The sequence below is a fragment of the Calothrix sp. CCY 0018 genome (assembly GCF_963920925.1).
Taxonomy (GTDB): Bacteria; Cyanobacteriota; Cyanobacteriia; order Cyanobacteriales; family Nostocaceae; genus Rivularia.
The window spans coordinates 118,615-142,046 of the sequence record NZ_CAWUDI010000001.1 but is presented as its reverse complement, the minus strand read 5'-3'; the positions used below and the strand labels follow the sequence as shown (position 1 = coordinate 142,046).

Below are 23,432 nucleotides of genomic sequence, written 5' to 3'. Positions count from 1 at the left end.
CAATACATATTTGATGCACTATCAATACATCAAAAATATATATCGTAAACAGTGAAATTAAATAACCAATCTTTGACCTTTAACCTCTAACCTTTAAATAATGGAACTAAGACATTTACGTTATTTTGTAACTTTGGCTGAGGAATTGCATTTTGGCAGGGCTGCGGAAAGATTGCATATTGCTCAACCTCCGCTAAGTCAACAAATCCGTCAGTTAGAAAATGAGTTAGGTTTTGAATTATTTCACCGTACTAAACGTAAGGTGGAGTTAAGTGAAGCCGGAAAGCTTTTTCTAATTGAAGTACAGCAAATCTTCCGACAACTACAACAAGCAATTTTTTTAGGAAAACAAATTAGTCGGGGAGAAATCGGAAAGTTGATTCTTGGGTTTGTAAGTTCGGCGGCGTATAATATTTTGCCCGATTTCTTACTACACTTTCGTAATAACAATCCCAACATAAATTTAGAATTACACGAATTAACTACAGATGAACAATTACGCTGGTTGCAGTCGGGTAGAATTGATGTTGGTTTTATACGTCCGCCTGTAAATGAAAATACTTATGAATCAAAGATAATTTTTCAAGAATCGTTAATAATTGCTCTTCCTGAAAATCATCCTTTAGCAAATCAAGAAAAAGTGAGTTTACAATATTTGAAGAATGAATCCTTTATATTATTTCCTCGTTTATTAGCACCGGGACTTTACGATTTAATTATTAGCTTTTGTCAGCAAGTAGGTTTTAGTCCTCACTTGGCTCAAGAAGCAATTCAAATGCAGACAATAGTTAGTTTAGTTGCTGCCGAGATAGGCGTTGCGATCGTTCCAGAATCATTACAAAATTTGCAGCGTACAGGTGTAGTTTATAAATCGTTTGTTGAAGAAACACCGCAGGTTAGTATTGCGATGATTTGGCGGAAAGATGATATTTCGCCGATTTTGAAAAGGTTTTTGGAGGTATTTTAAGATATTGCTTTTATATACCTCCACCTATCTCAGAAATTCCTCTAAGACTCAGGTTTTCCTAGAAAGTCCATTTTACCTAGCTCTACACCGCAATGTCTGAGAATGTCATAAGCAGTGGTGACGTGAAAATAGACGTTAGGCAGAACAAAGTAAAGCAAAAAAGGCATTCCCTCAAACGTCATTGTGTCTTTACCAACTGGAAGAGAAATCGATTTTTCCTCTGTGCCATCAATGAGATTGGGTGTTAAAGTTTCTAGGTAAGAAGTGGTTTTTTGAAGACGAGCGATTAGTTCGGGAAAAGTTGTTTCATTATCTTCAATGTTTGGTGCTTCCGATTCCGCTAATCTTGCTGCACCTCTTCTAGCAATGTCTGAAGCAATTTGAACTTGCTTAACTAAAGGGAACATATCTGGATACAAACGGCTACCAATCAGTACGGAAGGATCGATTTTTTTGGCTTCAGCATGAGCAGCACCTTTTTCAAGAATCGCTGCAAGGTTATTCAGCGAGCGAACAAGCGGAGGTACTGAAGCTTGATACATGGAAATTGTCATGAATTTTATCCTAGTAAGTAAGTCGGCGGAGAAATTTACAACTATGTAACAAAAGGTTAAGAATTAGTGCTTGAGTAGAATTTAACACGCTGTGTACTTATGTTGTTTCTTTCCCCTCTGGTTTGAATACCATCAATTACTGTGTATGCAAGGCAAGGTCTAGTTCGTCTTCAAACATCTTCCCTGCTAATTCGTCTTTCTTTAGGTGCTGCCACTCCAATTCGATTGGGTTCATCTCTGAGCAATATTTAGGCAGAAAAAATACGTATAAGCCTTTATTTTCCCATTGCGGCCATAACTGTTGAACTTCTTTGCATCGGTGTATTGAGCCATTATCCTGTACTATGACTCGGATTCGTCCGGCTGTTTGTGCTTCCCTCGCTTCTTATCCCCTGCTTTTAAGGGGGCTTCCTGCTTCTTATCCCCCCCCTTTACAAGGGGGGCTAGGGGGGATCTCAACCTTTAACCTGTCCAACGCTTCCCGATAAACCTTAGTCGCATTCGCGACATACTCCGGCGACTTCAAACGTCCTTCGATTTTCAAACAACTGACACCAGATTTAACCAAATCCGGCAAAACCTCAAGCCCAGCTAAGTCTTGAGGACTAAGGAGATATTTGCGATCGCCTAAATTTACAGTTTCCTCATCTGCGATTAACTCGTAGGTCATCCGGCAAGCTTGGGCACATTCACCACGGTTACCCGAACGTCCTCTCAAAGCCTCACTAGTCAAACATTGTCCGGAATAAGCAACGCACAAAGCACCATGAACAAACACTTCCAAAGGTAAAGAACTTTCTTGTGTCTGCTGCTGTATCTTATTAATTTCCTTAATCGAACATTCTCGAGCCAACACCACCAAATTACAACCAAGCTCCTTCGCAATAACCCTTGACTCCACGGAGGTGAAGAAACTCCATTAACTCCGGTAAATCTGCTTCAGTGAAATTTTCCGCACGCATTCTAGCGTTGAATTTATCTAAGCCGAAGTAAATTGCATCAGCACCATTTTCGACAGCAGCTTTGGCGCATTCCCAGTTACCAGCAGGAGCGAGAAGTTCGGGTATTTGTGAGGAGTTGGTTTTCATCGTGGGTTGGGGGAAATTCGGATAGCACCAATGTGATTGTATCGTTGGTGGTGGGGGATGGAGAATTATGTCATAAACATATAATCTGTAGACTGATAGTTACAAATAAAAATGGATGATATTCAACTACAGCTATATAGAATAGTTAGTAATTTAAAACCTACTCAAATAGCTCTCCTTCTTGAAATGGCAAGAGCTATGACAGTAGAGATTGAAGAGTACGTTAATGAAAATAGCGATATAATATCTTCTGAATTTGCAACAAACTTCTCTAATCGTCTTTTAATTCATCACGCTACTCATACAGAAAAATTTGGTAAAAAAGCATTTGAATACGCTTTTGCTAATGCATCAATTGCAACAGGTAAATCGGCACAAATAATATCTAGTTCAACTAATCCAGGTACAGATGTTGTAGTAGACGGAATTAATTTTTCTCTGAAAACGGAAGCTTCAGCACGTATTAATCGAAAAAAGATTACAATTTCAAAGCTAATGGAAGCTCGATGGATTCGAGAATGTAATACTCGTGAAGATTTTGCAAATGGTGTCGTAAATCGCGTTGTCAGACATTTACAACAATACCAAAGAATATTAATTTTGAGAGCATATAGTGTATCTGAAACTAAAATTAAATAGGTTCTTCAGCACTTGGTATGCTAATTAAATAGTCGTAAAAAGGCAGAAGGCAGAAGGCAGAGGGCAGAAGGGAAAAATAGTTGTAGAAGGTATTTTATATGAATAAATACTTTAAAGTTCTTACATAACAAGTGTTTCGGGCTTTTTAACTGAAGATTTAGCATACTATGTAATGAAGAGCCAAATTTTTTCGGCTTCTGGATAGTCTTTAATATCCCTCCAAGAACCTCCATTTTTGGGAATTAATTGCAATCTTCTTAAATTAGTTAAGGAAGAAAAATTCGGTGCAAAATGTAAAGCATCATCTTGATGAACTTTGCCCGCATCTACAGGTGGCAAATTAGAAATAGCTCTTCTAACATGAGTAGCTTCTGAATTTACCTCAAAACCAGCCCATAATTCATCGAAAGTTCTTAGCTGTAAATCCTTTTTAACCGCAATAATAAATGCTCTTTCTCGACGTTGTGGAAGTCCAAATTTATTAAGTAGATGAACTTTACTGTGAACTTTATATCCTAGTTGAGCAAGTTTTTCTTGAAGCTTTTTGTAATGGTGAGTAAACTTTCCAACTATTAGCTCCCTAGCATTTTCCATTAAAAAGATTTCTGGCTTCAATTCTTCTACAAATAAACCGCAACGAGTCACCAGTGAATTACGAGAATCGTCTACTAAATGATTACTCGGCAAAGTTCTAGAAAACCCCGTACAAGGAGGACAAGCAATCAAAATTGTTGGCGTTTTGTTAGCTAAATCTGAAGCGATAATATTTCTTAAAGTCTTTGGCTCTAATAATCTCAGATCGGCGTTTATAGGTTCTATTCCAATATTTTCTTGATAGCTCAGATTACACTTTAGAGAACCTTTTCTACTACTTGGCTTAGCAATTTGAGCATCAACAGCAGCCACCACTTTAAAATTCCGATGAGCGTGGAAACCATAACTCATTCCCCCTGCACCTGAAAATAAATCGATTACAGTCCATTTATGATTTAAATATTTTTGCATATGAATATGTTGTTTATCTTGACTATAAACATTATCATTTGTGAATATCAAAAATACACTTAAAAATTAAACTTATTTGTCATCACTCTTCAAATCCGCTTCAAACTTCACTTTGCGATACAAATCTTGTAGCGAGATATCAAAAGGTACGCTATAATTACTTGTGGATTTAAAATCGTATCCGTGCGGTTGTTATAATATTCTGCTTCACCAGCCACAATCATTACATTTAGATAAGTGTAAATCCGTCGTTTGGGTATCCACAAACGCACATCACTTATAAAAGCTTCGTAATTTTCTTGTCTAAAAGCAAAGTTCGCAGCAGAATATAAATTACCCGCTATACGATTATGATTTGTAGATGCACCTGCCATCGGAATAATTTCTCCGTCAATATATTCGCTTTTGTCGTTAGCAGTTTCTTCTAATTCCAGATATTCTTCGGTGCTGTAATAGCGCTGTTGGGTTATTTGCATGATTGGGAATGAAATAAACTAAAATAATTACTTTTATCTATAAAATAACAATCCAAAATCCCTCTCACTCCCACAACCTTCTCCCTTCTTTCCCCTTCAACCGCTGATGAGTATCCTTCAACAAAGCCGGAATATCTAATTCTTCGGGACACTTCGGTAAACATTCCCCACATTCGGTACACCGATTCCCCTTCATTCCCGGAAACCAATGTCCGGCATTTTCAAACATTCCGTAGCGATATTTTCCGTAATCTTCCATATCGTATGCAACCGCTAAATTTCGCAGTCGCAATACTTCGGGAATGTTGATATTTTCGGGGCAGGGTAAGCATTCGTAACACTGACTGCATTTTTCAGTATCTAAAGCTGTATCAAAGTGATTATAAAGTCTTTCAAATACCGCAATCTCTTCTAAATTAAGTTCCCCATCGCGATCGCATTTTAAAGGCTCAATTAATTCCTCGGGAGTTGCAGCGCCGACACTCAATGTTGTGATACGAGAGTCACTGAGTAAAAAACGATAGTTTAATTCTAAGGGAGAAAACGGATCGGATAATTCTTTTAATTTTTCTGGCGGTGTATATAATCTTCCTCCTTTATCGGCAGGAGAAATGATGAAAATACCCATGTCTTTTTCTGCTGCTAACTCAACCGCTTTCTGATTACGCTGAAAAAAATAGTAATAATGCAGATTGATAAATTCAAATAAATCGGTGTTTATCGCTGCCAAAATTATTTCTAAGGGTGCATGGGTAGAAAAACCTACGTGACGTACTCTACCATCGGTAACGGCTTCTCTTACCGCTTGCATACAGCCGTTTTCAGCCAGCACCCATTCCAGATGTTCCCATGTATTTAAGCCATGAATACCTAAACAATCAAGATAATCTAGCTGCAAATTTTCTAAAGATTTATCGATGCACCGACGCATGGTATCGGCATCAACTGTGGGTGGAATTTTGCTAGTGATATGTAGCTTGTCGCGGGATACAGACAACCCAGCTTTAAGCGCTTCACCTAAATACTCCTCACTTTTTCCATAACCACTAGCAGTTTCGATATGATTAATTCCTTGCGCTACTGCTTCACTAATAACTTGTCTTGCATTCGCAGGTGAAGCCAGATAGCGCATTGTTCCCAAGGAAAACACCGATAAATGTAGATTTGTTTTCCCGAAGCGTCGGTATTGCATCTTTCTAATTTTGGATTTTGGATTTTAGATTTTAGATTTTAGATTTTAGGCTATTGAATGGGAAGTTTAAAGAGGAATATTTATAGCAGCATAGCCCAATCCAAAATCCCGGACACTTGCTGTACTTTCGGGGAACCCGCCCAACGCAGTGTCCTCAAAATCCCCAATCTAAAATCGTTAGCTATTGCTAGTACTATCACCAAAACGCTTGATCAAATCTTCTGGACGGAGATTAGAAACGAATTCCCGGAAGGCTTCTCTTTCGGCTTCATCTGCATCTCTATCTACCGGAATTGAAGCTTCTGCAACCACTTCTTCCATCACCCAAATTGGTGCATTTGTACGCAACGCAACGGCGATCGCATCGCTAGGACGAGCATCAACTTCCTTATGGGTGTCACCTTGCTTTAAAATTAAAGATGCATAGAAGGTGTCTTTTTGCAGGGTATGGATAATTATTTTATCTAAAACCATATCCAACCCCTCTAAGATATTCACAATCAAATCGTGGGTTAATGGTCTAGGAGCCTTTTGATTCTCCTGTGCTGCCATAATTGCTCTTGCCTGTTCTTGACCAATGTAAATTGGCAAAGCGCGGCGGTCTGTTGCATCTTTTAAAAGTACTATCGGACTGCGAGTAATTGCATCCAACGCGATGCCAGCAACTTTCATTTCAATCATTGGCTATGCCTCTACGTTCCTTTGAGCGCTTTTAGAACTTCGGTAACAAATAATACTCTTGCCTGAGCAAGTTTGAAAAACCATTAACATAAGTCTCTCTGCTTCTATAATTGCTTATATTAAACTCCTAAAGGTTGCGAACACCAGCGGTTATTCTAACCTTATTGGTTCTACAATAGTCTACTTACCTGCCTTTTGCCCTGTGTTAGTTGTAAATGTGTTTATATTTTCATCCGACACTACGTAATAATTGATACTTAATAATAATAAATTATGGCAGAATTACTAATTAATTTAAGTTGAAAATAAGCAATATATAAAGTTAGTCGCACAAAAAAGCCGTGTTTACAGGAATAATTCAAGCATTAGGAACAATGAAACCCATAGGGGATGATTTTTGGCAGATTACTTGCCAGGACTCTTCATGGTCGGCAATTATGCAAGACTTAGCTTATGGAGACAGCGTAGCAGTCGATGGGGTTTGCTTAACAGTAGAAGATATTACCAAAGACGGTTTTATTGCCACTGCTTCCCCAGAAACTTTGCGTCGCACCATTTTAGGAGAACTAGTAGATCGACACCGCTATGTCAATCTAGAAACTTCTTTGCGGGTTGGTGGTAAAGTCGGCGGTCATTTTGTGATGGGACACGTTGACGGTATTGGTAAATTAATTTGTGCCGAACAGACAGCGACTTCTTGGGAAATGACATTTAGCGCATCTGATACGATTGACCGTTATATAGTGCCCAAAGGCAGTATTGCTATCAATGGTATCAGCCTGACTGTGGCTGAATACAACCCAGAGATTTCCCAGTTTAAAGTAGCGGTGATTCCCGTAACTTATGCCGAAACAAATCTTCGCGATTTAATTCCCGGAAGTTTAGTAAATTTAGAAGGTGATGTCCTCGGTAAATACGTAGAAAAATTTATTTATTTTGGCAAAGAAAATAATTCTGCTTCATCTGGATCTACCCAAAATGAAATTTCACCCACATTCCTAGCCGAACATGGGTATTTGTGAACAGTGAACAGTGAACAGTTACCAGTTAGGAGTTGGGAGTTGGGAGTTGTTAAGGTTAAAGGTTAAAGGTTAAAGGTCAAAGGTTAAAATTTCCCTTGTCCCCTTGTCCCCCCATCTCCCCATCTCCCTATCCTTTTTTAACTGCCAGGATCTTCGACGACTTGCGCTGTCTGTAAAGATTGCAGGAACTGGCTAAGCGCTTGCTGTAATTGTGCGCCTGGATTTGTTGCCACCCAACCGTTTGGAGTTAGCTGACGTGTTTCAAAGTGCAGGTGGGGGCCGGTAGAATTACCTGTACTGCCCACGCGACCGATAACGCTTCCTCGTTCTACCCATTGACCTGGACGAACAAATAATTCCGACATATGACCGTAGAGTGTTTGTTGGGCGCTGTTGTGGTTTAAGACAACGGTTAAACCGTAACCGCCTACCCAATCAGAAATTTCCACTTGTCCTGAATAAGCTGCTAAAACAGGAGTTCCCTCTGCCGCAGCCAAATCCATACCCGAATGAAAACGCCGAGTGCCAGTTAAAGGATGCTGTCTCCAACCAAATACGGAACTGATTGCAGAAGGCACGGAAAGAGGAAATGCTAATCCGGTGGCATTATAGTTAGAACTGTAAGCAGGGCTACTATAAGCAACTTTTGGTAGTGCAGATGCAAGCGGAATATCGTAAGCAACAGCACTCGGACGAGGTGCGGAGTTGTTAGCCATAATTGGCGCACTTAGCATTCCACCACTTGGCGCAATAGCTTCTTCACTAACTGTAGTCTGGGGAGTAAAGCTGCTAGGTTGTGGAATAAAGCGATTGGAACTATATGCTTGCTTGGGTATGCTGCGAGAAGCAACTCTAGAGGCAGTATTAGAACGAATAGCTGGAGTGACAGACTTCACAGCTTTCTTCACTACATTCGGAGTAGCGGAAGTAACGCGCTGTAGGGTTTTGGTTGCCTGATAAGTCTTAGCTGCCGCAGATGGTAATACAGTTTTAGCTACTTCTGTTGAAGTTACCTTGTTAGGGGATACATCTGTATTATACGGTTTAGCAGCAACGCTTCTTGAAGGTGTAACCTTGGTAATGGAAGCGTTTTGACTTGCTTTTAACCAGCTAGGTGTTGTTTTCTTCGCAGTTTGAGTCTTTTTAGAAGCAGTTTGACCAGAAGCACCGCAATTGCCGGAAATTCCTTGTCCGCTTGCAACCGACGTACAACCACTTTTACGCCCTGTAATCACTACAGAATTAGGAGTTTGATACTTTTTGCCGTAATTTGTTGGGTCAATTAAAGCGTTATTGTAATCTTTCTTCGGTGTACTAGCAGTATCGATTTGAGGAAGAATTGTTCGGGTTTTCTTGGGTGAAGAAACGCGAACTGTTGATGCAGTAGGTTTTGATTGAGTAGGTTTCTGTTTAATTACTACTCTTGGGCTGGTAGTCGGCGTTTTCTTTTTAAGCTTGACGACTACAGAATTAGTGGGAGAACGCTTTAATCTACTTCTTAAAGTATTGGCACCTTTTTCATTAGTCGTAACTTTTACTGTTGGTGCGGGCTTTTTAGTACTTGAAGCCGAAGATTTTTTAACCGATAATATTTCTCTTAGCTTAGCTCGACGTTGAGAAAATTCGGTTTTAGGTTTAGACGACTCCGGTTTGGGAGTGCCACTGATAATAACAGCTTTACCTGTTGTGACTTTTTTTGCGCTCCTTGCCTGTGTTTTCACAGTAGGAACAATATTGTCTATTCCCGGAGATGTTTGAGCAACTACAAAGCCGCTGCTTAGTAAGCTAAAGCTACCAAGCCAACAAAGGCTTTGCGCTGGTAGCGACCGCTGCCATGCGGACTGCGAATTGTTATCGCCAGAGTTTTTGCGCTGCGTCATTGTGTTTAAATAATCTTCTTAGTGTAACTATGACTTTTCAGATAATCTCAGTAAATTCTCGTCCAAGTTTAAAATTTTGGATAAGAAGCGGCAACTTAATCCTTATATTTACGGTAGCCTAAACTGATTGTACCGGGCTGGAGGTAAATAGATGCAGGTGCTACAGATAAGGTATCTGAAGCCGAGCTACGAACATGAAGATTTCCTGTCGCAGTAACGCCGACTACGGTTCCAGAAAAATCACCATTAACGTGAACTTGTTCGCCCATATTAGAAAGTAATTTGATATAGCGAGACAATAATATATTGACTCCTTCTCTCTCCAAACACTGTATACCGGAATCTATTCCGAGCAAAACAATGCCAGCTAATTTTTCTAAACAAGAAATTTGAGTTGGATTTCCTCTATTATTCCAGGAGTATAAATTAATCCCAGTAGAGGGAACCGGATTTTTCCAGTTAATTCCAACCCCAATTACTGCTTGAGTAATTTTACCAGCACTAACTTTGGTTTCGGTGAGAATGCCGCCCAATTTACGACCATCTAAGACTAGATCGTTAGGCCACTTGATTTCAACATCAACACCATACTTTCTCAGTTGTTCGGCAATCCCCCATGCTGTTGCTAAAGTTAACTGATAGCCTGAATTTATATCTAATTGAGGAGCAAAGCCGAAAGAAAGATACAGTCCATCTTGCCTAGATACCCACTGACGACCCCATTGTCCGCGTCCGGCAGTTTGTTCGGCTGCAATTACTACACATCTCGAACCAGGTTTTTGAGCTAACAATTCCCACAAAGTTTTGTTTGTTGAAGCGACGCTTTCAAAAATATGCAAGCCAAAAGGGAACTCAGTATTTTTACCTTCTACCGAAAGAACTGCTTGCAGCTTTTGTTTATTTAATACCACAGTTACTAACCGAAACTAGCCTATTCAAGCTAGCATGAATTGACGATATTGATTTTTATTAAGACAAATACTAAAAAGGTAAACTATTATGCATACTTGGCACTGGCGCAGTTGGCAGGAATTGCCTTATTTGAGTTGTAGTCTGCTCGAAGAATTTCCTCATGGCTTCTTTACCCAACAGTTCTGGTCTCATAGTCTCGAAGATATGACCAAGATACTTCATGCAGAAGCTTCACCTTATCGTCTTAGACAAGTACATGGCAATAAGGTTTTCACCCCACGAGAAATTGAACACATATTAAGCGTAGGTGGAGATGAAGTAGAGCAAATAGGCGAAAAAACCTTTGCTAAAGCAGACGGTTTGATCGGCGATCGCCCTTTACAAGCTGTGTGGACTGCTAGTGCGGACTGCACTCCCGCATTAATTGGCGATATCAAGACAGGACTTGTAGCAGCAGTTCATGCCGGATGGCGCGGTACGGCACAAAAAATCGTTCCTCAAGCCATTTCTCGGATGCAATCTCAAGGATGCAAACTGCAAGACTTACGAATTGCAATGGGGCCATCTATTGCCGGAGAAGTTTATCAAGTAAGTGAAGACGTTGCAGTTCAATTGGGGTCAACTCTAATACCTCACGAAGACGAAAAAGCAATTATCAACGGCTTACAAGAAATAGATAATTCCCCTTTGCTTCCCGACTCAGAACCCGGAAAGGTTCGTATAGACGTGCGACAAGTCAGCGCTTTACAACTCGAACAATTAGGAATTAGTCCCGAACAAATTTCCCTAGCACCATACTGTACCTACCAAAACCCCGAAAACTTCTTTTCCCACCGTCGCGCTAAACAAGGAAAAGTTCAATGGTCTGGAATTGTCAGTATGGCAAATGGGGCATAGGGAATTGGTAATTGGTAATTGAGAGTTATGAGTTATTTAATATTATTAACTGTTCACTGTTATGAGTAAATTACCAGAATTAAGTCCCGAAACTATCGATCGCGTAGTTGAAATGGCGTGGGAAGATAGAACGCCGTTTGAAGCAATTGAAACTCAATTCGGTTTGAACGAAAAAGAAGTTATAGCTATCATGCGTCGCTATATGAAAGAATCCAGCTTTAAAATGTGGCGTAAAAGAGTCAGCGGACGCGATACCAAGCATTTACAAAAGCGCGATTTTGTCGAAGGAAGATTTAAGTCGGATAATCAAAAGACTTGAGAGGTTAAAGGTATTAAGTTAGGAGTGCGAGCGTCTCGCTCGCAGATTGCTTACTTGTCTCCTCATCTCCCCATCCCCCCATCTCCCAATCTCCCCCTCTACCCCCTCTCCTGTTATCCCTTCACAAAAAATATTCATATCTCACAGTCATAATGACTTCACATAAGCTATAGTTAATTCATAACGACTACGCATTACATGAAATGCTAAAACAGTAATCTTGTCTGCGTACTATTAAAGAGAGGTTGCACAGTATGGATTTATCAAATTCCAACACCGCTAAAAACTTGGAAGCGGCTTTTGGTGGGGAATCGATGGCAAATCGGAAGTATTTGTTTTTTGCGGAAGTTACTAAAAAGTTGGGAATGAAAGAACTTTCCAAGCTTTTTAAGGATACAGCGAATCAAGAAACCGAACACGCTTTCGCTCACTTTCGGTTGATGCATCCAGAGTTGATGGTGGATGATGCTGACTCTTTAACCGAATCAGAAAAAAAGGCGATCGCCGAACGCTGTTTGGAATTAGCGGTGGAAGGTGAAACTTACGAATACGAAACTATGTATCCGGGTTTTGCAAAAGAAGCGCGTGCGGATAGAGATGGTAAAGCTGAAGAAGAGTTTAAAACTCAGGAAGAAGAATCCCGCGAACACGCCGATATGTTCCGCAAAGCTACGCATACATTTGGTTTATTGACTAGCGTAGAACACCATCACGCACGTCAATATACGGAAGCATTGGAAGCCCTAGATGGAAAAAAAGCCGCTGAAAAGAAAGCTAGTGGCGACCCAGCGACACAAAAATGGATTTGCCGTCAATGTTCGATGATATACGACCCCTCCAGCGGCGATCCAGATTCTGGAATTGCACCGGGAACAGCATTTGAGGATATTCCCGAAGACTGGCATTGTCCGATCTGTAACGCAACCAAGAAAACATTTATGCCTTATGAAGAAGAGGCTGCTGTTGCTGCATAGGTAATATTGCATTGCTAAATCATTTATAAACATATAGAAACCCGATATCTTCGAGATACCGGGTTTCTGTATTTTCATAAACTGTAAATAATTAAATTTTGCTTATTGAGTTTGCTAATATTGTCTTTTTCTTCTGTTTCCGGTTCTCCATTCCCCTTCATCTAAATAAAAATCTGGATCTGGTGCATAGTGAGGACATGAGCTATCTTCCGGGCCATTAGGATACATCTTGCAGACAATCATATTGCCTTGATAAAAGCGACATTGGATGCACTTTGGCATTTTGCGTTTGATTTTTGGCTTAATCATAAGAAATTTGAGCTAAAGTGCATTTTTCAATCAATAATCAATCTCGGAAACCTAACCCCTAACCCCTTCCCTACTAGGGAAGGGGGATAATAAGCCTCTCTCCTTGCAGGAGAGAGGTTTGGAGAGAGGTCAAAAAACCTGTCAACTTTACCTCTAACTTTCTACAGCGAACTCTTGTGGATCTATATCCCAATTTACCCAAGTAATCGCTTTTCTTGCGGATGACCTATTAGGAGGAACCCGTAAAACATGAGTATATCCGGTGCTGGAACAAATCATCTTCAGTAATACTATCGGTTCGACATCGGCATCCGCATCAATTTTTATTAAGTCATATTCCCTAAAAAAATCAAGGTGAATCGCTTGTAATTCGTCACAAATACGGTTGTAACCGATAGCTTGAATTAAAATTCGGCGTAATTCAGTATTATTTTCTGACAATAACCATTTTGCTTGCCATTGATTGGGATGAATTTTACCGTACTTTTCAGGTAAAGCAACCCCGCGATAGTAATATAAACCGTATCCGTCAGCAAACTGAATTGCTGGTTCCCCTTCAGCATGGAGACGAGTTTCTGAATCTAGGGAAAATTTTGAAGGTCTATCGCACACAATGCAAACGTCTTCAAAGGGAATAAACCAACCGCAGTTTTCAAAAAGTTGGTTTAAGCAGTCGTACTATTGTTGGGTTTTTTCATCGAGGGGGATTTTTAGTAGGGATTGGTAGACTTCGATGAGGTAGATTTTGTGAAGTATATCTTGGGTGGTGATTATACGATGTAAAGAAAGTCCTGATTGTGAAAATTTTGAATTATTAACGACATGATAACCAATATTTTTGACTCTTTCACATAGCGCACCTTTTCCGCTTCCAAACAATCATTAGTACCAGCAACCCTTAACAACACCTCAACAGTATGTCTCGTCTCCGGTGGCAACTCATCCTTATGAAAACAATACTCAGAGAAACTATTGTAATTAATAGATTTATTATGCTTTAATTCAGACATATCAACGCACCACCAACAAACAGCTAACAGTTAATAAAAATACCACTGCTCATTCTTAACACATAGATTAAATATCCCCGTTTCGTACCTCCGCGCAAACCTCCGCGCACCTTTGCGTTGAAAAAGAAAATTATTTGATTACGAGGCTACCCCAAATCCCTCTTACCTCACCCCAACCCTCTCCTTGTCAAGGAGAGGGAGCAAGATTTCACGTCAACGCTTTCTGCAAAACCTCTTTATGTATCAAAGCCCTATCGGTAAAAAACTTAATTTTATCCTCTGACAGCGCTTCCCCATTAGCGAAATGCTCAATCCAAGCCATACTCATCACATTCGCATCATCAGGTAAATTATCAATATCCCATCCCGGCATTTCTAATTCTTCCATCAACCGATTAATTTTAGGATCGTAACTCAACGCAAAACAGCGACACCCTTTACTTGCTGCCATTATCAAACTGTGCAAGCGCATTCCAATCGCCATTTCGACACCGTTATATATTCCTTTTAATATTGTGGGTTCTTCTATGGTGATAATTTTACTGACATCTTTTAATGCTGGTTCAATTGCTTGAGCTATAGCCAAATCTGTACTTTTTTGAAACGGTATCAGCAAAATAAAGGTTTTTGTAGCCTTTTGAAAATCAACCAAAGCTTTAGTTAAATTACCCAAGCGCGTTGGTGTCAGTTGGGGATGAGCGCGTAATGTTACCGCAACTCTGGGAGCCGGAGTATCCCAAATACCCGGTATAGACTGAGATTCCAGCGCCCAAACCGGATCTGGTGCCAACACATAAGGAACTTCCCATTCATTTAATAAAGCAGCAGAAGCCGAATCGCGAACACTAACCCCAGTACAGCCAATAAAATTCTGACGCGCCAACCACTTAGTAGCATTACGTTTCAAAGGGCCAATACCTTGCGCCCAAGCCACTGTTTTCATCCCTCTTTTTTGAGCGATCGCCATTAACCCAGAATAGTAAAATGGACTAATAGCGCTAGTAGCATCTTGAATCAAACTACCACCACCCCAAATGAAAGCATCGGAAGAACGTAAAGACTGCATCACCGTATTAAAAGCCTTACGCTCGCAAGCTTCAACACCGTAACGCCGTTGCGTTTCCTCCGGATTGCCAGAAAGAACCACAGGAGTTACCGACGACGGAAGCATTTGTAAAAGCGTAGCCAACAAAGCCTCATCACCACCATTTCCTTGCCCGTAATACCCAGATAATAAAGCACGCATAATTATTTTAGATTTTAGATTTTGACAACGGATGCGTTTGTGCAGGGATTTTAGATTAATAAACGGAAAAATATTTATTCTCCACCCTGACTGTATTTCCCACGAATCGCGACACACAGCAAGTTACTTCCGCAACAAGTTTCCCTAAAAAAAGTTAGGAGTTAAGAGTTATGAGTTAGAAGTCATGAACGACAAACTATGAAATCATAATTAGTAACTGGTAATTGATAATTGATAACTGTTCACTGTTAACTGTTAACTGATTGATATGCACGTACTTTCAATTCCCACTTGGATAATTCATGTTTCCAGCGTTATCGAATGGATTGCCGCGATATGGTTAATCTGGAAATATGGCGAAGTTATAGGTAATCGTGCTTGGGGAGCTTTATCCTTTGGTATGCTACCAGCATTAGTCAGCGCCATGTGTGCTTGTACCTGGCACTTTTTCGAGAATTCCCCATCTCTCGAATGGCTAGTAACATTACAAGCAAGCATGACAGTAATTGGTAACTTCACCCTTTTCGCAGCAGCTTGGTGGATATATCGTTCCACACAAATAAATGATGTAGAAACAAATCAAGCATCCGCAAAAGCTGTAAAATCAGAATAATTATTAAATTGGGAATGGGGAATAGGGCATTGGGCATTGGGCATTGGGAATTAAAAATAAAAGAAAAAACTCCCAACTCCTAACTTCCAACTCTTAACTCCTAACTGCTCACTGCTCACTGCTCACTGTTAACTGTTCAAAATGATTTCCAAAGAAACCCTATTCGCACTATCGTTATTTCCATACTTAGGTTTCTTGTGGTTTATCAGTCGTACCCCCGAAACCCCGAAATTAGCTTTGTATGGATTTTACGGTACTTTAGTATTTGTCGCCGTCACGATTCCAGCAGGTATTTATGCACAAGTACATTACGGTGAAACTTTAGCTAATGTCGATTGGCTGCACGGAAGCGCAGAAGTATTTTTAACTCTTTCAAATATTTTAGTTGTATTAGGCTTTCGTCAAGCAATAATATCTAAGGTTAAAGGTTAAAGGTTAAAGGTCAAAGGATTTTGGATTATTTCTTTATCTTCCTATGCCCAATGCCCTAACCCCTAACAACTAACAACTAACCACTAACAATTAAAATGCAAGTAATTCCAGCGATAGATTTACTAGAAGGTCGTTGCGTGCGGCTTTATCAAGGTGATTACGATAAATCCGAAGTATTTGGCGAAAATCCTGCCGATACTGCCAAACAATGGGTTGAACAAGGTGCAACTAGGATACACGTTGTTGATTTAGATGGTGCGAAAGCTGGTAAAGTCGTTAATTTATCCGCAATTGAAACTATTGTGAATGCAGTTTCCATACCTGTGGAAGTTGGTGGTGGATTGCGCGGTAAGGAAAGCGTGCAACAATTATTTAATATTGGTGTGGAATGGGCAATTTTGGGAACGGTTGCTGTTGAACAACCCCAGTTAGTGCAGGAACTTGCTGAACAATTTCCCCAGAAAATTATCGTTGGTATTGATGCTCGTAATGGTAAAGTTGCAACTCGCGGATGGTTGGAAACTTCGGAAGTTTTAGCAACACAACTCGCGGTACAAATGCAAGAATTCGGAGCAGCAGAGGTAATTTACACCGATATTCACCGCGATGGTACTCTCAGCGGCCCGAATTTAGACGCTTTACGGGAACTCGCTGCTGTTGTCGATATACCGATTATTGCTTCTGGTGGAGTAAGTTCTGTGACGGATTTACTGAGCTTATTAGCGTTGGAACCCCAAGGCGTAACAGGTGCAATTGTCGGACGTGCTTTGTATACTGGCGATATTTCTCTTCGTGAAGCAGTAAGAGCAGTAGGAGATGGGCGCATTCAAGATATACCTCCTCATGGTTTTTCAACCTTCGCTTGATAACTATGTAGTAATATTTCTTCTAATTGAAAATTTTATTATGTTCGTAGTAGCGCTTCAGCGCCGGGCGGAATCCGGATGCGCTGAAGCGCTACTACAAGCAAACCCAGCCCGCCTCTTCTAGAATCCTGTTAAGTGCGATCGCTACTAATAGACATCTCCGGAAAACATTTAGGTAGTTTTATTTTATACATAGACCTAACCCCCCTACCCCCCTTCCCTACAAGGGAAGTGGGGTTTTAAAGCCTCTCACCCTGTGGGGGAGAGGTTTGGAGAGGGGTTTTTTTCATTTCCGGAGATGTCTAATTAATAAAAATTATATTCGTGATTTTTCCGGATTCGTCATTATTACTACTGTATCCAAAGTCGTAGGGAGTTACATTTACACGAATAGTGCTTATTAAAACTCTCAACGAATAAGAAATAAATAAATAAACATATATACAAAATCAAAATTTTCAATTTTTGAATATAAACATTCAGAGTTTTCAAATATTGGGTTTCCTATACAGAGATGCTAAAATGCGTCTCTGTTTTTGTCTTTATAAACATAAGTTTAAGCAAGATAAAGAAACAATAAAGTTTAATTAAATCAGTTATTTATTCTGGAATCAACATCAAGACAATGTAGACAAATACAGAGACAACAAAAAACAATCCAAATTCAAACGAATAAAAAAGGAGAAAACATATGGCTAGTGCAAGAAGAAGGAAACCAGTACCCGATTACGGTAGACCAAAAAGAAGAGAACTCGGTTTCGCACAATATGTTAGTAATCGAAAAAAAGCTAAAAAACAGAATAAAAATATAGTTTAATTAATATGTTTTTTTACTAATATAGTTGCATTACAACGCCTCTTATTATCTAATAAATAAATCAGAAACCCGGTATCTTCAAGATAGCGGGTTTCTCTTATTACTATTCCCTATGCCCTTGCCCTATGCCCAATTCCCTATTTATTCTTCACCTGATTTTTAGCTTGTTCTAAAGCAATTTCTTTCATTGCTTGATATGTATTAACGTTAGCAGAACCTTCAATTGCTTTAACTGCTAAATCCTGAACTTGTTTCAGTGCTGATTCAAGCTGTTTAGAAAGGGTTTGGACTCTTTGTTCCTGACTGTTAATTGTCTGTTCCAAAGATTGTATTCTTTGTTGGTAGGAAGCTTTTTCTCCTTCCACTTCTTTTGCAAATAAATTGGCTTTGATTTTGGCTTGATACTCGGCTATACCTTTTCCTTGCTCTGTACCTTTTTTAATAGCTGATTCTTTTTGTCCAGAGAAGGCTTCGACTTTAACTTTTAATTCTTCAAATTCTTTTTCCTTTTCTGCAATCGTCGTTTCTCTTTCGTTCCATTCTTTTTCAGTTTCCTGCTGAAATTCATCTAAATTTCGATACAATTCTTTCTGCTGCTGTTCGTATTCATCTACTTCTAGATTACGTTCCCGCTCTAAATCGTATTTATATGTTGAAGTATCTCGCTGACGATTTTTAGTTAAATTATCATTTCGTTCTTTAATGCTGCGCTGATAATCTTCTTGTTCTTTTCTCCAAACTTCTCTTAATTCTTGTATTTCTTGATTTAATGTTTCGGAAACTTGGTTAAACTCTTCTTGATAAGCTGAATTATTCTCTTCGTAACTTGCAATCAAATGATCTAAAGTATCGTCAGCAACTTCTAAATCGTGCAGTTGCTGTAATTGCTCTAATTGTTCTTCTACAACTTGCTTAATTTCAGCTAATCTATATGCTTTTGTAGTTAACTGTTCGGATAATTCATTCGCCGCACTACCAAAACCCAATTGAATCTTTGCTAAACTTTCAATAGTAAAATTCATTTTCTGCTGCACTTTTGAGTATTGAGCTACTGGTGTTTTATCAGTTTTTTGAAAGTTCTCAGCTTTAACAGAATTACCGGCTTTCACCAGTTGATCCACTTGCTTTTTTAATTCTAATCTTTCCTTAGTTAACTCATCATAAGCTTCTAAAATTTCGTTTTTGGTATTTCTTTGATTAATTTTATTCGCAGACATAATAATCCCCCAAATCTTTTGTAATTATTCTAATTTGAATGCTTATTGCACAGGAATTCCCTAGTCCCTACTCCCCAATTCCCTATTTAGAATTTCCAAAAGCTCTCATCGACAAATCTTGAGATTGTTTCAAAGTTTCTTGTAGCTGATTTGAGATACTTTCAATCTGTTCTTTTTGTCTTTCAATAGTTTGCTGTAAGGAAGTAATTTTTAATTCGTAACTTTGCTTGCTACCTTCCCATTCTTTCTCAAATAAATCGGATTCAACTTTGGTTCTTTGAGAAGTATTTTTTATTGCATCTTCTTGTGCTTTTTTATATGCTGTATCTAACTCAGCAGGAAAAGATGCTACTTTTTTCCTCGCTTCTTCTAATAAAGGTTGACGCTGTTGATTAACTCTCTCTCTTTCTACCCAATCTTTTTCTTTATCGCGAGTTGCTAGCTGTAAATCCCTTTCCAACTGACGCTTTGTTTCTTGGTAGCTATCTTCATTGATTTTGCGCGAATTTTCTAACTTATATTGATATTCTTCTGCTTCTTTTTCGCGATTTTTAGTTGATAATTCGCTGTATTCCTGCTCGGAGAAAGTAAATTTAGCCTGCTCTTTTTCCCACTCTTTGAGTATTTGCTGCTTCTCTTTCTCTAATGCTTCTTTTTTCTGAGTAATATCTGCTTCAATTTTACTCAAATTCTCTTGATGCTCTTGAGTTAAAACATCTAAAGTATCTGCAACAATTCGGATTTTTTGCAATTCCTGTAAATATTGAGTTTCAACTTCTATCGCACAATTCAACTCGTCTAATTTCGAGTTTTCAGTCTTCAGCTTTTCTGAAAGCTGGTTAACTATAGTACCAAACTCTAACTGTAAATCAGCTAAACCTTTGACAATTCCATCAACGGTGTATGCCGAAGCTGCGGTTAATATTTCTTTATCTTTCTCCTTCTCCGCTTTCTCCTGCTTGGTAGCAATTTTTGAATTTAACTTTTGCTTTTCTGCAAGAATTTGCTCAAATGCTTGCATCAATTGTTGTTTACTGTCTTTAGCGGCAACTGTATTCACCTTTCAATTTCTCCGTCAGTATGTTTGATGATTTTCGTTTAATGAACATCACAAAGACATACTCCTTGCTGTTCATTAGAGTAGCCTTTTTGACGTATTCAAAAGCGCAGTAAAAACACTGAAATAGTTTCTTTACCTGCGATTGAAGATTCTTACTCAAAAGTCTTTTTCTTTTATAGTACAAATATACTAAAAATGAAATGCTTTTGTCAAGAATTAATTGGATTTTGTTGTAACATGGCAAAAAAAAGTAAAGCAAACCCTAGTCTTTGACTGCTTTTTGCGGTGATGCTTTATAATAATGTGGGTGCTGTTACAGATGTTACATTTTTCTCTTTTTGAACAAGATAGTAATTAGTACTAGACAAAAGTAAATATACTCATAAAGCACAGTTTAAAAGCTACAATTAAAACCTCAATATTTTTGTAAGTCAATGTATACCAACGAATCGACTAAGTATGCTCACACGACTGACATGGCACAAAAGAATCGTGTTTTGGTAGTAGAGGATGAAGAATTAATTAGGGAAATGCTGGTTTTGGCTTTGGAAGGAGAAGGTTATGAGGTGAATATTGCTACTGACGGACGTTTAGCTGTTGAACAACTCCAAGGTTTTGATACAAATAATAATGAGGCTACTTTCGATTTAGTTATTTTAGATTTAATGTTGCCTCAAATTAATGGATTAGATATTTGTCGCTTGGTGCGTCATCAAGGAAACCCGGTACCAATTTTAATGCTGAGTGCCAAAGGTAGCGAAACTGACCGGGTTTTAGGTTTAGAAGTGGGAGCGGATGACTATTTAAGTAAACCTTTTAGCATGAGGGAGTTAGTAGCACGCTGTCGCGCTCTGTTGCGCCGTCAGCGGTTAATTACGACTACCGAACCTCCTGTTTTAAATTACAAAGAAATTACTTTATATCCTCAAGAATGTCGCGTGTTGGTTCGTGGAGGGGAAGTTAATTTATCCCCAAAGGAATTCCGCTTGCTGGAATTATTTATGAGCTATACTCGTCGCGTATGGTCGCGAGAGCAGTTGCTCGATCAGGTATGGGGACCGGATTTTGTCGGAGACAGCAAAACCGTAGACGTTCACATCCGCTGGTTGCGAGAAAAATTAGAGCAAGAGCCTTCCCGCCCCGAATATATTGTTACTGTTCGGGGTTTCGGGTATCGCTTCGGATAATTATTCGCTATCATTGTCAGTTGTCCCAAAGTAACTTACGAATTGTGATGCTGTTACTGGGAATTTTGATCGGATTAGGGTTAAGCGTCTGCTTATGGCTCTGGTATACAATACAGTTCCACCGCTATTTCGGACGCGACTATCCAAAAAGAAAGTATGGAGTTGTTGGATGGCCCTATAACTTTGCCAAATTGAAAGAACGGCAGCAGTGCTTGGAGCAGCAACTGTTTTCACTGCAAAATTTGTTGGAAAATGCGCCTTTAGGTTACTTGCAAGTTGACGAAGAAAATCAACTATTGTGGTGTAACCTTGAAGCCCGTCAAATGCTGTCGTTAGAAAAATGGCAACCCGGACAAGTGCGCTTGTTGTTAGAGGTGGTACGTTCTTACGAACTCGACCGTTTAATCGAGAAAACTCGCGATCGCCATTCTTCCCAACAGAAAGAGTGGGTGTTTCACCCCTCTTGTGAGAATGCAGAAGCCATGTTAGAACAAAAGTCTGTGGTTTTACGGGCTACGGGGTTGCCTTTACCTCAAGGTCAGGTAGGAGTATTTCTGGAAAATCGGCAGCAGTTATTGGAAATTAGCCAATCGCGCGATCGAGCCTTTTCAGACCTCGCTCACGAACTCAGAACGCCATTAACTTCAATGCGTTTAGTTGTGGAAACTTTACAAGACCGTGTAAATCCACCAATTGTACGCTGGGTTAACCTTCTTCTCAAGGAAGTTGACCGACTGATTGACTTAGTACAAAGCTGGTTAGATTTAACTCGACTTGAAAGTAATCCTGCGACTCAGTTAAATTGCCAGCCTTTAGAAATAAAAACATTAATAAACTCAGTTTGGGAAAGTTTAGAACCGATAGCGCAGCGCCAAAAAGTTCAACTAGTCTTTACCGACACCGATAATGGTTGGATAAATGCCGATAAAGCCCGACTTCACCAAGTATTTTTTAACTTAATTCATAACAGTATTAAATATAGCCCCTCTGACGGAGTTGTCCGAGTAGAAGCTAATGTTAATATACCTTTAGACGATAAAAATCAAAACGAGTCTGAAAGTCTCTCATTACTTGAAATAAATATTATAGACTCCGGCGTAGGCTTTGCTCAAGAAGATTTGCCATATATATTTCAGCGATTTTACCGAGGAGATAAAGCACGCTCTCGCTCTATAAAAGGGGAGGGAGATTCAACTTTGGATGGAAGCGGCTTAGGTTTGGCTATTGTTCATGAGATTTTAGCCGCTCACGGGGGAACTATTAAAGCAATGAATCATCCACAAACAGGAGGTGCATGGCTACAAATTCATCTTCCTCAAGTAATGGCAAAATCCGTAGTTCAAGATTATATTTAAGAAATTCACTTCATGTTTGAAACTGCAAGCGTGAAAGCTATCCTAACTAGTCCTAATTTTGCAAAGCCTCAACTAGCACGCGACATCAGGCGGTTAGAAAGGGATATTTTGCGAATGGGTGCCTTAGTGGAACAATCCTTCCGCTTTTCGCACCAGGCATTATTTGCTCGCGATTTATCAATAGTCGAGCAGCTGCCTTTATTAGAACAAAAAATTGATAGATTCTATAAGCAAATCGAATCGGAATGCACGGCGATTATGACCTTGCATTCGCCTAACGAACAAGATTTGCGCTGCTTAAGTGCTTTTATGCAGCTAGTGCGCGATTTAGAACGCATTGGCGATTATGCTGAAGATTTAAGCGAAATTGCCGTAAAACTCTTTCCCTACGAGTCACATTCTTGCATACCAGAAATTGCAGTCATGTCTCGTCACGGGCAAGCAATGTTAGCAACTAGCTTGGGAGCTTTAGCCGATTTAGACGAAATTAGTGCAAGCAGCATAAAATCACTAGATGATGCTGTAGACGAAGCTTACGATCGAGTTTACGATACTTTGACCAATCAAAGAGATGTCCGAGGCTCTGTAGAACCGATTGTACTGTTAGCATTAGCAATTCGTTGTTTAGAACGGATGGCAGATCATGCAACCAATATTGGTAAAAGAGTAGCCTATATTGTTACAGGACAGCGTTGATAATTATTTCTTTATATT

General features: G+C 39.5%; 23 protein-coding genes and 4 pseudogenes. 13 read left to right on the top strand and 14 right to left on the bottom strand.

Annotated elements, in window-relative coordinates; all coding sequences use genetic code 11:
• Positions 1-100 precede the first annotated feature (100 nt).
• Positions 101-967, top strand: a complete 867-nt coding sequence (locus ACM03V_RS00615; protein ID WP_414618806.1) for a LysR family transcriptional regulator — start codon at positions 101-103, stop codon at positions 965-967.
• 41 nt (positions 968-1,008) lie between these two features.
• On the opposite strand, the gene ACM03V_RS00610 is transcribed toward ACM03V_RS00615, so the two are convergent.
• The 3 genes and pseudogenes from ACM03V_RS00610 to ACM03V_RS00600 all read right to left on the bottom strand — a co-directional run.
• A complete protein-coding gene (locus tag ACM03V_RS00610) occupies positions 1,009-1,521 on the bottom strand; it encodes a DUF1993 domain-containing protein (protein ID WP_414618805.1) in 513 nt (170 codons plus the stop codon).
• A 136-nt stretch (positions 1,522-1,657) separates the two neighbouring features.
• A pseudogene (locus ACM03V_RS00605) lies at positions 1,658-1,900 on the bottom strand (transposase); the annotation flags it as partial.
• Between the two features lie 75 nt (positions 1,901-1,975).
• Positions 1,976-2,609: pseudogene (locus ACM03V_RS00600) on the bottom strand (peptidase U32 family protein); the annotation flags it as partial.
• A 111-nt stretch (positions 2,610-2,720) separates the two neighbouring features.
• On the opposite strand from ACM03V_RS00600, the gene ACM03V_RS00595 reads away from it, so the two are divergent.
• On the top strand, positions 2,721-3,248 hold the full coding sequence (locus ACM03V_RS00595; RefSeq protein WP_414618804.1) for a hypothetical protein: 528 nt from the start codon (positions 2,721-2,723) through the stop codon (positions 3,246-3,248).
• Positions 3,249-3,413: 165 nt separating this feature from the next.
• Here ACM03V_RS00595 and ACM03V_RS00590 read toward each other — a convergent pair whose 3' ends face one another.
• The 4 genes and pseudogenes from ACM03V_RS00590 to ACM03V_RS00575 all read right to left on the bottom strand — a co-directional run bounded on the left by ACM03V_RS00590 (position 3,414) and on the right by ACM03V_RS00575 (position 6,602).
• Positions 3,414-4,253 (bottom strand): DNA cytosine methyltransferase, encoded by an 840-nt coding sequence (locus ACM03V_RS00590; RefSeq protein WP_414618803.1) that lies wholly within the window; start codon positions 4,251-4,253, stop codon positions 3,414-3,416.
• 143 nt (positions 4,254-4,396) lie between these two features.
• A pseudogene (locus tag ACM03V_RS00585) lies at positions 4,397-4,729 on the bottom strand (Uma2 family endonuclease); the annotation flags it as partial.
• Positions 4,730-4,793: 64 nt separating this feature from the next.
• Positions 4,794-5,921 (bottom strand): aldo/keto reductase, encoded by a 1,128-nt coding sequence (locus tag ACM03V_RS00580; RefSeq protein ID WP_414618802.1) that lies wholly within the window; start codon positions 5,919-5,921, stop codon positions 4,794-4,796.
• Positions 5,922-6,098: 177 nt separating this feature from the next.
• On the bottom strand, positions 6,099-6,602 hold the full coding sequence (locus ACM03V_RS00575; RefSeq protein ID WP_414618801.1) for a bifunctional nuclease family protein: 504 nt from the start codon (positions 6,600-6,602) through the stop codon (positions 6,099-6,101).
• Positions 6,603-6,943: 341 nt separating this feature from the next.
• Between ACM03V_RS00575 and ACM03V_RS00570 the strand changes: the two genes are divergently transcribed.
• Positions 6,944-7,624, top strand: coding sequence for a riboflavin synthase (locus tag ACM03V_RS00570; protein ID WP_414618800.1), 681 nt, complete (start codon positions 6,944-6,946; stop codon positions 7,622-7,624).
• Between the two features lie 137 nt (positions 7,625-7,761).
• Here the strand turns inward: ACM03V_RS00570 and ACM03V_RS00565 are convergent, their stop codons facing one another.
• Positions 7,762-9,504 (bottom strand): peptidoglycan DD-metalloendopeptidase family protein, encoded by a 1,743-nt coding sequence (locus ACM03V_RS00565; RefSeq protein WP_414618799.1) that lies wholly within the window; start codon positions 9,502-9,504, stop codon positions 7,762-7,764.
• A gap of 95 nt (positions 9,505-9,599) precedes the next feature.
• Positions 9,600-10,415 carry a biotin--[acetyl-CoA-carboxylase] ligase gene (locus ACM03V_RS00560; RefSeq protein ID WP_414618798.1) on the bottom strand — a complete coding sequence of 272 codons (816 nt, stop codon included), beginning with the start codon at positions 10,413-10,415 and terminating at the stop codon, positions 9,600-9,602.
• Positions 10,416-10,503: 88 nt separating this feature from the next.
• Here ACM03V_RS00560 and pgeF point away from each other — a divergent pair, with 88 nt between their 5' ends.
• The 3 genes from pgeF (at position 10,504) to ACM03V_RS00545 (ending at position 12,606) form a co-directional block, all read left to right on the top strand.
• Positions 10,504-11,313 carry a peptidoglycan editing factor PgeF gene (gene pgeF / locus ACM03V_RS00555; protein WP_414618797.1) on the top strand — a complete coding sequence of 270 codons (810 nt, stop codon included), beginning with the start codon at positions 10,504-10,506 and terminating at the stop codon, positions 11,311-11,313.
• A 61-nt stretch (positions 11,314-11,374) separates the two neighbouring features.
• A complete protein-coding gene (locus ACM03V_RS00550) occupies positions 11,375-11,632 on the top strand; it encodes a TIGR03643 family protein (protein WP_414618796.1) in 258 nt (85 codons plus the stop codon).
• A gap of 254 nt (positions 11,633-11,886) precedes the next feature.
• Positions 11,887-12,606 carry a rubrerythrin family protein gene (locus tag ACM03V_RS00545; RefSeq protein WP_414618795.1) on the top strand — a complete coding sequence of 240 codons (720 nt, stop codon included), beginning with the start codon at positions 11,887-11,889 and terminating at the stop codon, positions 12,604-12,606.
• A 114-nt stretch (positions 12,607-12,720) separates the two neighbouring features.
• Here ACM03V_RS00545 and ACM03V_RS00540 read toward each other — a convergent pair whose 3' ends face one another.
• From ACM03V_RS00540 to csaB, 3 genes and pseudogenes are all read right to left on the bottom strand, one after another.
• A complete protein-coding gene (locus ACM03V_RS00540; RefSeq protein ID WP_414618794.1) occupies positions 12,721-12,915 on the bottom strand; it encodes a hypothetical protein in 195 nt (64 codons plus the stop codon).
• 153 nt (positions 12,916-13,068) lie between these two features.
• Positions 13,069-13,575 (bottom strand): annotated as a pseudogene (locus ACM03V_RS00535) (DUF6745 domain-containing protein); the annotation flags it as partial.
• A gap of 558 nt (positions 13,576-14,133) precedes the next feature.
• The gene (gene csaB, locus ACM03V_RS00530) at positions 14,134-15,171 is read right to left on the bottom strand and encodes a polysaccharide pyruvyl transferase CsaB (protein ID WP_414618793.1); all 1,038 of its coding nucleotides are present in this window, start codon (positions 15,169-15,171) and stop codon (positions 14,134-14,136) included.
• 268 nt (positions 15,172-15,439) lie between these two features.
• On the opposite strand from csaB, the gene ACM03V_RS00525 reads away from it, so the two are divergent.
• From ACM03V_RS00525 to ACM03V_RS00510, 4 genes are all read left to right on the top strand, one after another.
• Complete coding sequence (locus ACM03V_RS00525; protein WP_414618792.1) at positions 15,440-15,784, top strand: DUF2499 domain-containing protein; 345 nt, start codon at positions 15,440-15,442, stop codon at positions 15,782-15,784.
• A gap of 141 nt (positions 15,785-15,925) precedes the next feature.
• Complete coding sequence (locus ACM03V_RS00520; protein WP_414618791.1) at positions 15,926-16,216, top strand: DUF3593 domain-containing protein; 291 nt, start codon at positions 15,926-15,928, stop codon at positions 16,214-16,216.
• 95 nt (positions 16,217-16,311) lie between these two features.
• Positions 16,312-17,082 carry a 1-(5-phosphoribosyl)-5-[(5-phosphoribosylamino)methylideneamino]imidazole-4-carboxamide isomerase gene (hisA, locus tag ACM03V_RS00515; RefSeq protein ID WP_414618790.1) on the top strand — a complete coding sequence of 257 codons (771 nt, stop codon included), beginning with the start codon at positions 16,312-16,314 and terminating at the stop codon, positions 17,080-17,082.
• Between the two features lie 691 nt (positions 17,083-17,773).
• Positions 17,774-17,899, top strand: coding sequence for a hypothetical protein (locus ACM03V_RS00510; protein WP_414618789.1), 126 nt, complete (start codon positions 17,774-17,776; stop codon positions 17,897-17,899).
• 137 nt (positions 17,900-18,036) lie between these two features.
• Here the strand turns inward: ACM03V_RS00510 and ACM03V_RS00505 are convergent, their stop codons facing one another.
• Complete coding sequence (locus ACM03V_RS00505) at positions 18,037-19,116, bottom strand: hypothetical protein (protein WP_414618788.1); 1,080 nt, start codon at positions 19,114-19,116, stop codon at positions 18,037-18,039.
• A gap of 82 nt (positions 19,117-19,198) precedes the next feature.
• Entirely contained in the window at positions 19,199-20,176 is a 978-nt protein-coding gene (locus tag ACM03V_RS00500; protein ID WP_414618787.1) for a hypothetical protein, read from the bottom strand.
• Between the two features lie 434 nt (positions 20,177-20,610).
• On the opposite strand from ACM03V_RS00500, the gene ACM03V_RS00495 reads away from it, so the two are divergent.
• The 3 genes from ACM03V_RS00495 to phoU are packed head-to-tail and all read left to right on the top strand — an operon-like array spanning position 20,611 to position 23,414.
• Positions 20,611-21,363, top strand: a complete 753-nt coding sequence (locus ACM03V_RS00495; protein ID WP_414618786.1) for a response regulator transcription factor — start codon at positions 20,611-20,613, stop codon at positions 21,361-21,363.
• Positions 21,364-21,410: 47 nt separating this feature from the next.
• Positions 21,411-22,718, top strand: coding sequence for a sensor histidine kinase (locus tag ACM03V_RS00490; protein WP_414618785.1), 1,308 nt, complete (start codon positions 21,411-21,413; stop codon positions 22,716-22,718).
• 12 nt (positions 22,719-22,730) lie between these two features.
• Positions 22,731-23,414, top strand: coding sequence for a phosphate signaling complex protein PhoU (gene phoU, locus ACM03V_RS00485; protein WP_414618784.1), 684 nt, complete (start codon positions 22,731-22,733; stop codon positions 23,412-23,414).
• The last annotated feature ends 18 nt before the right edge of the window (positions 23,415-23,432 follow it).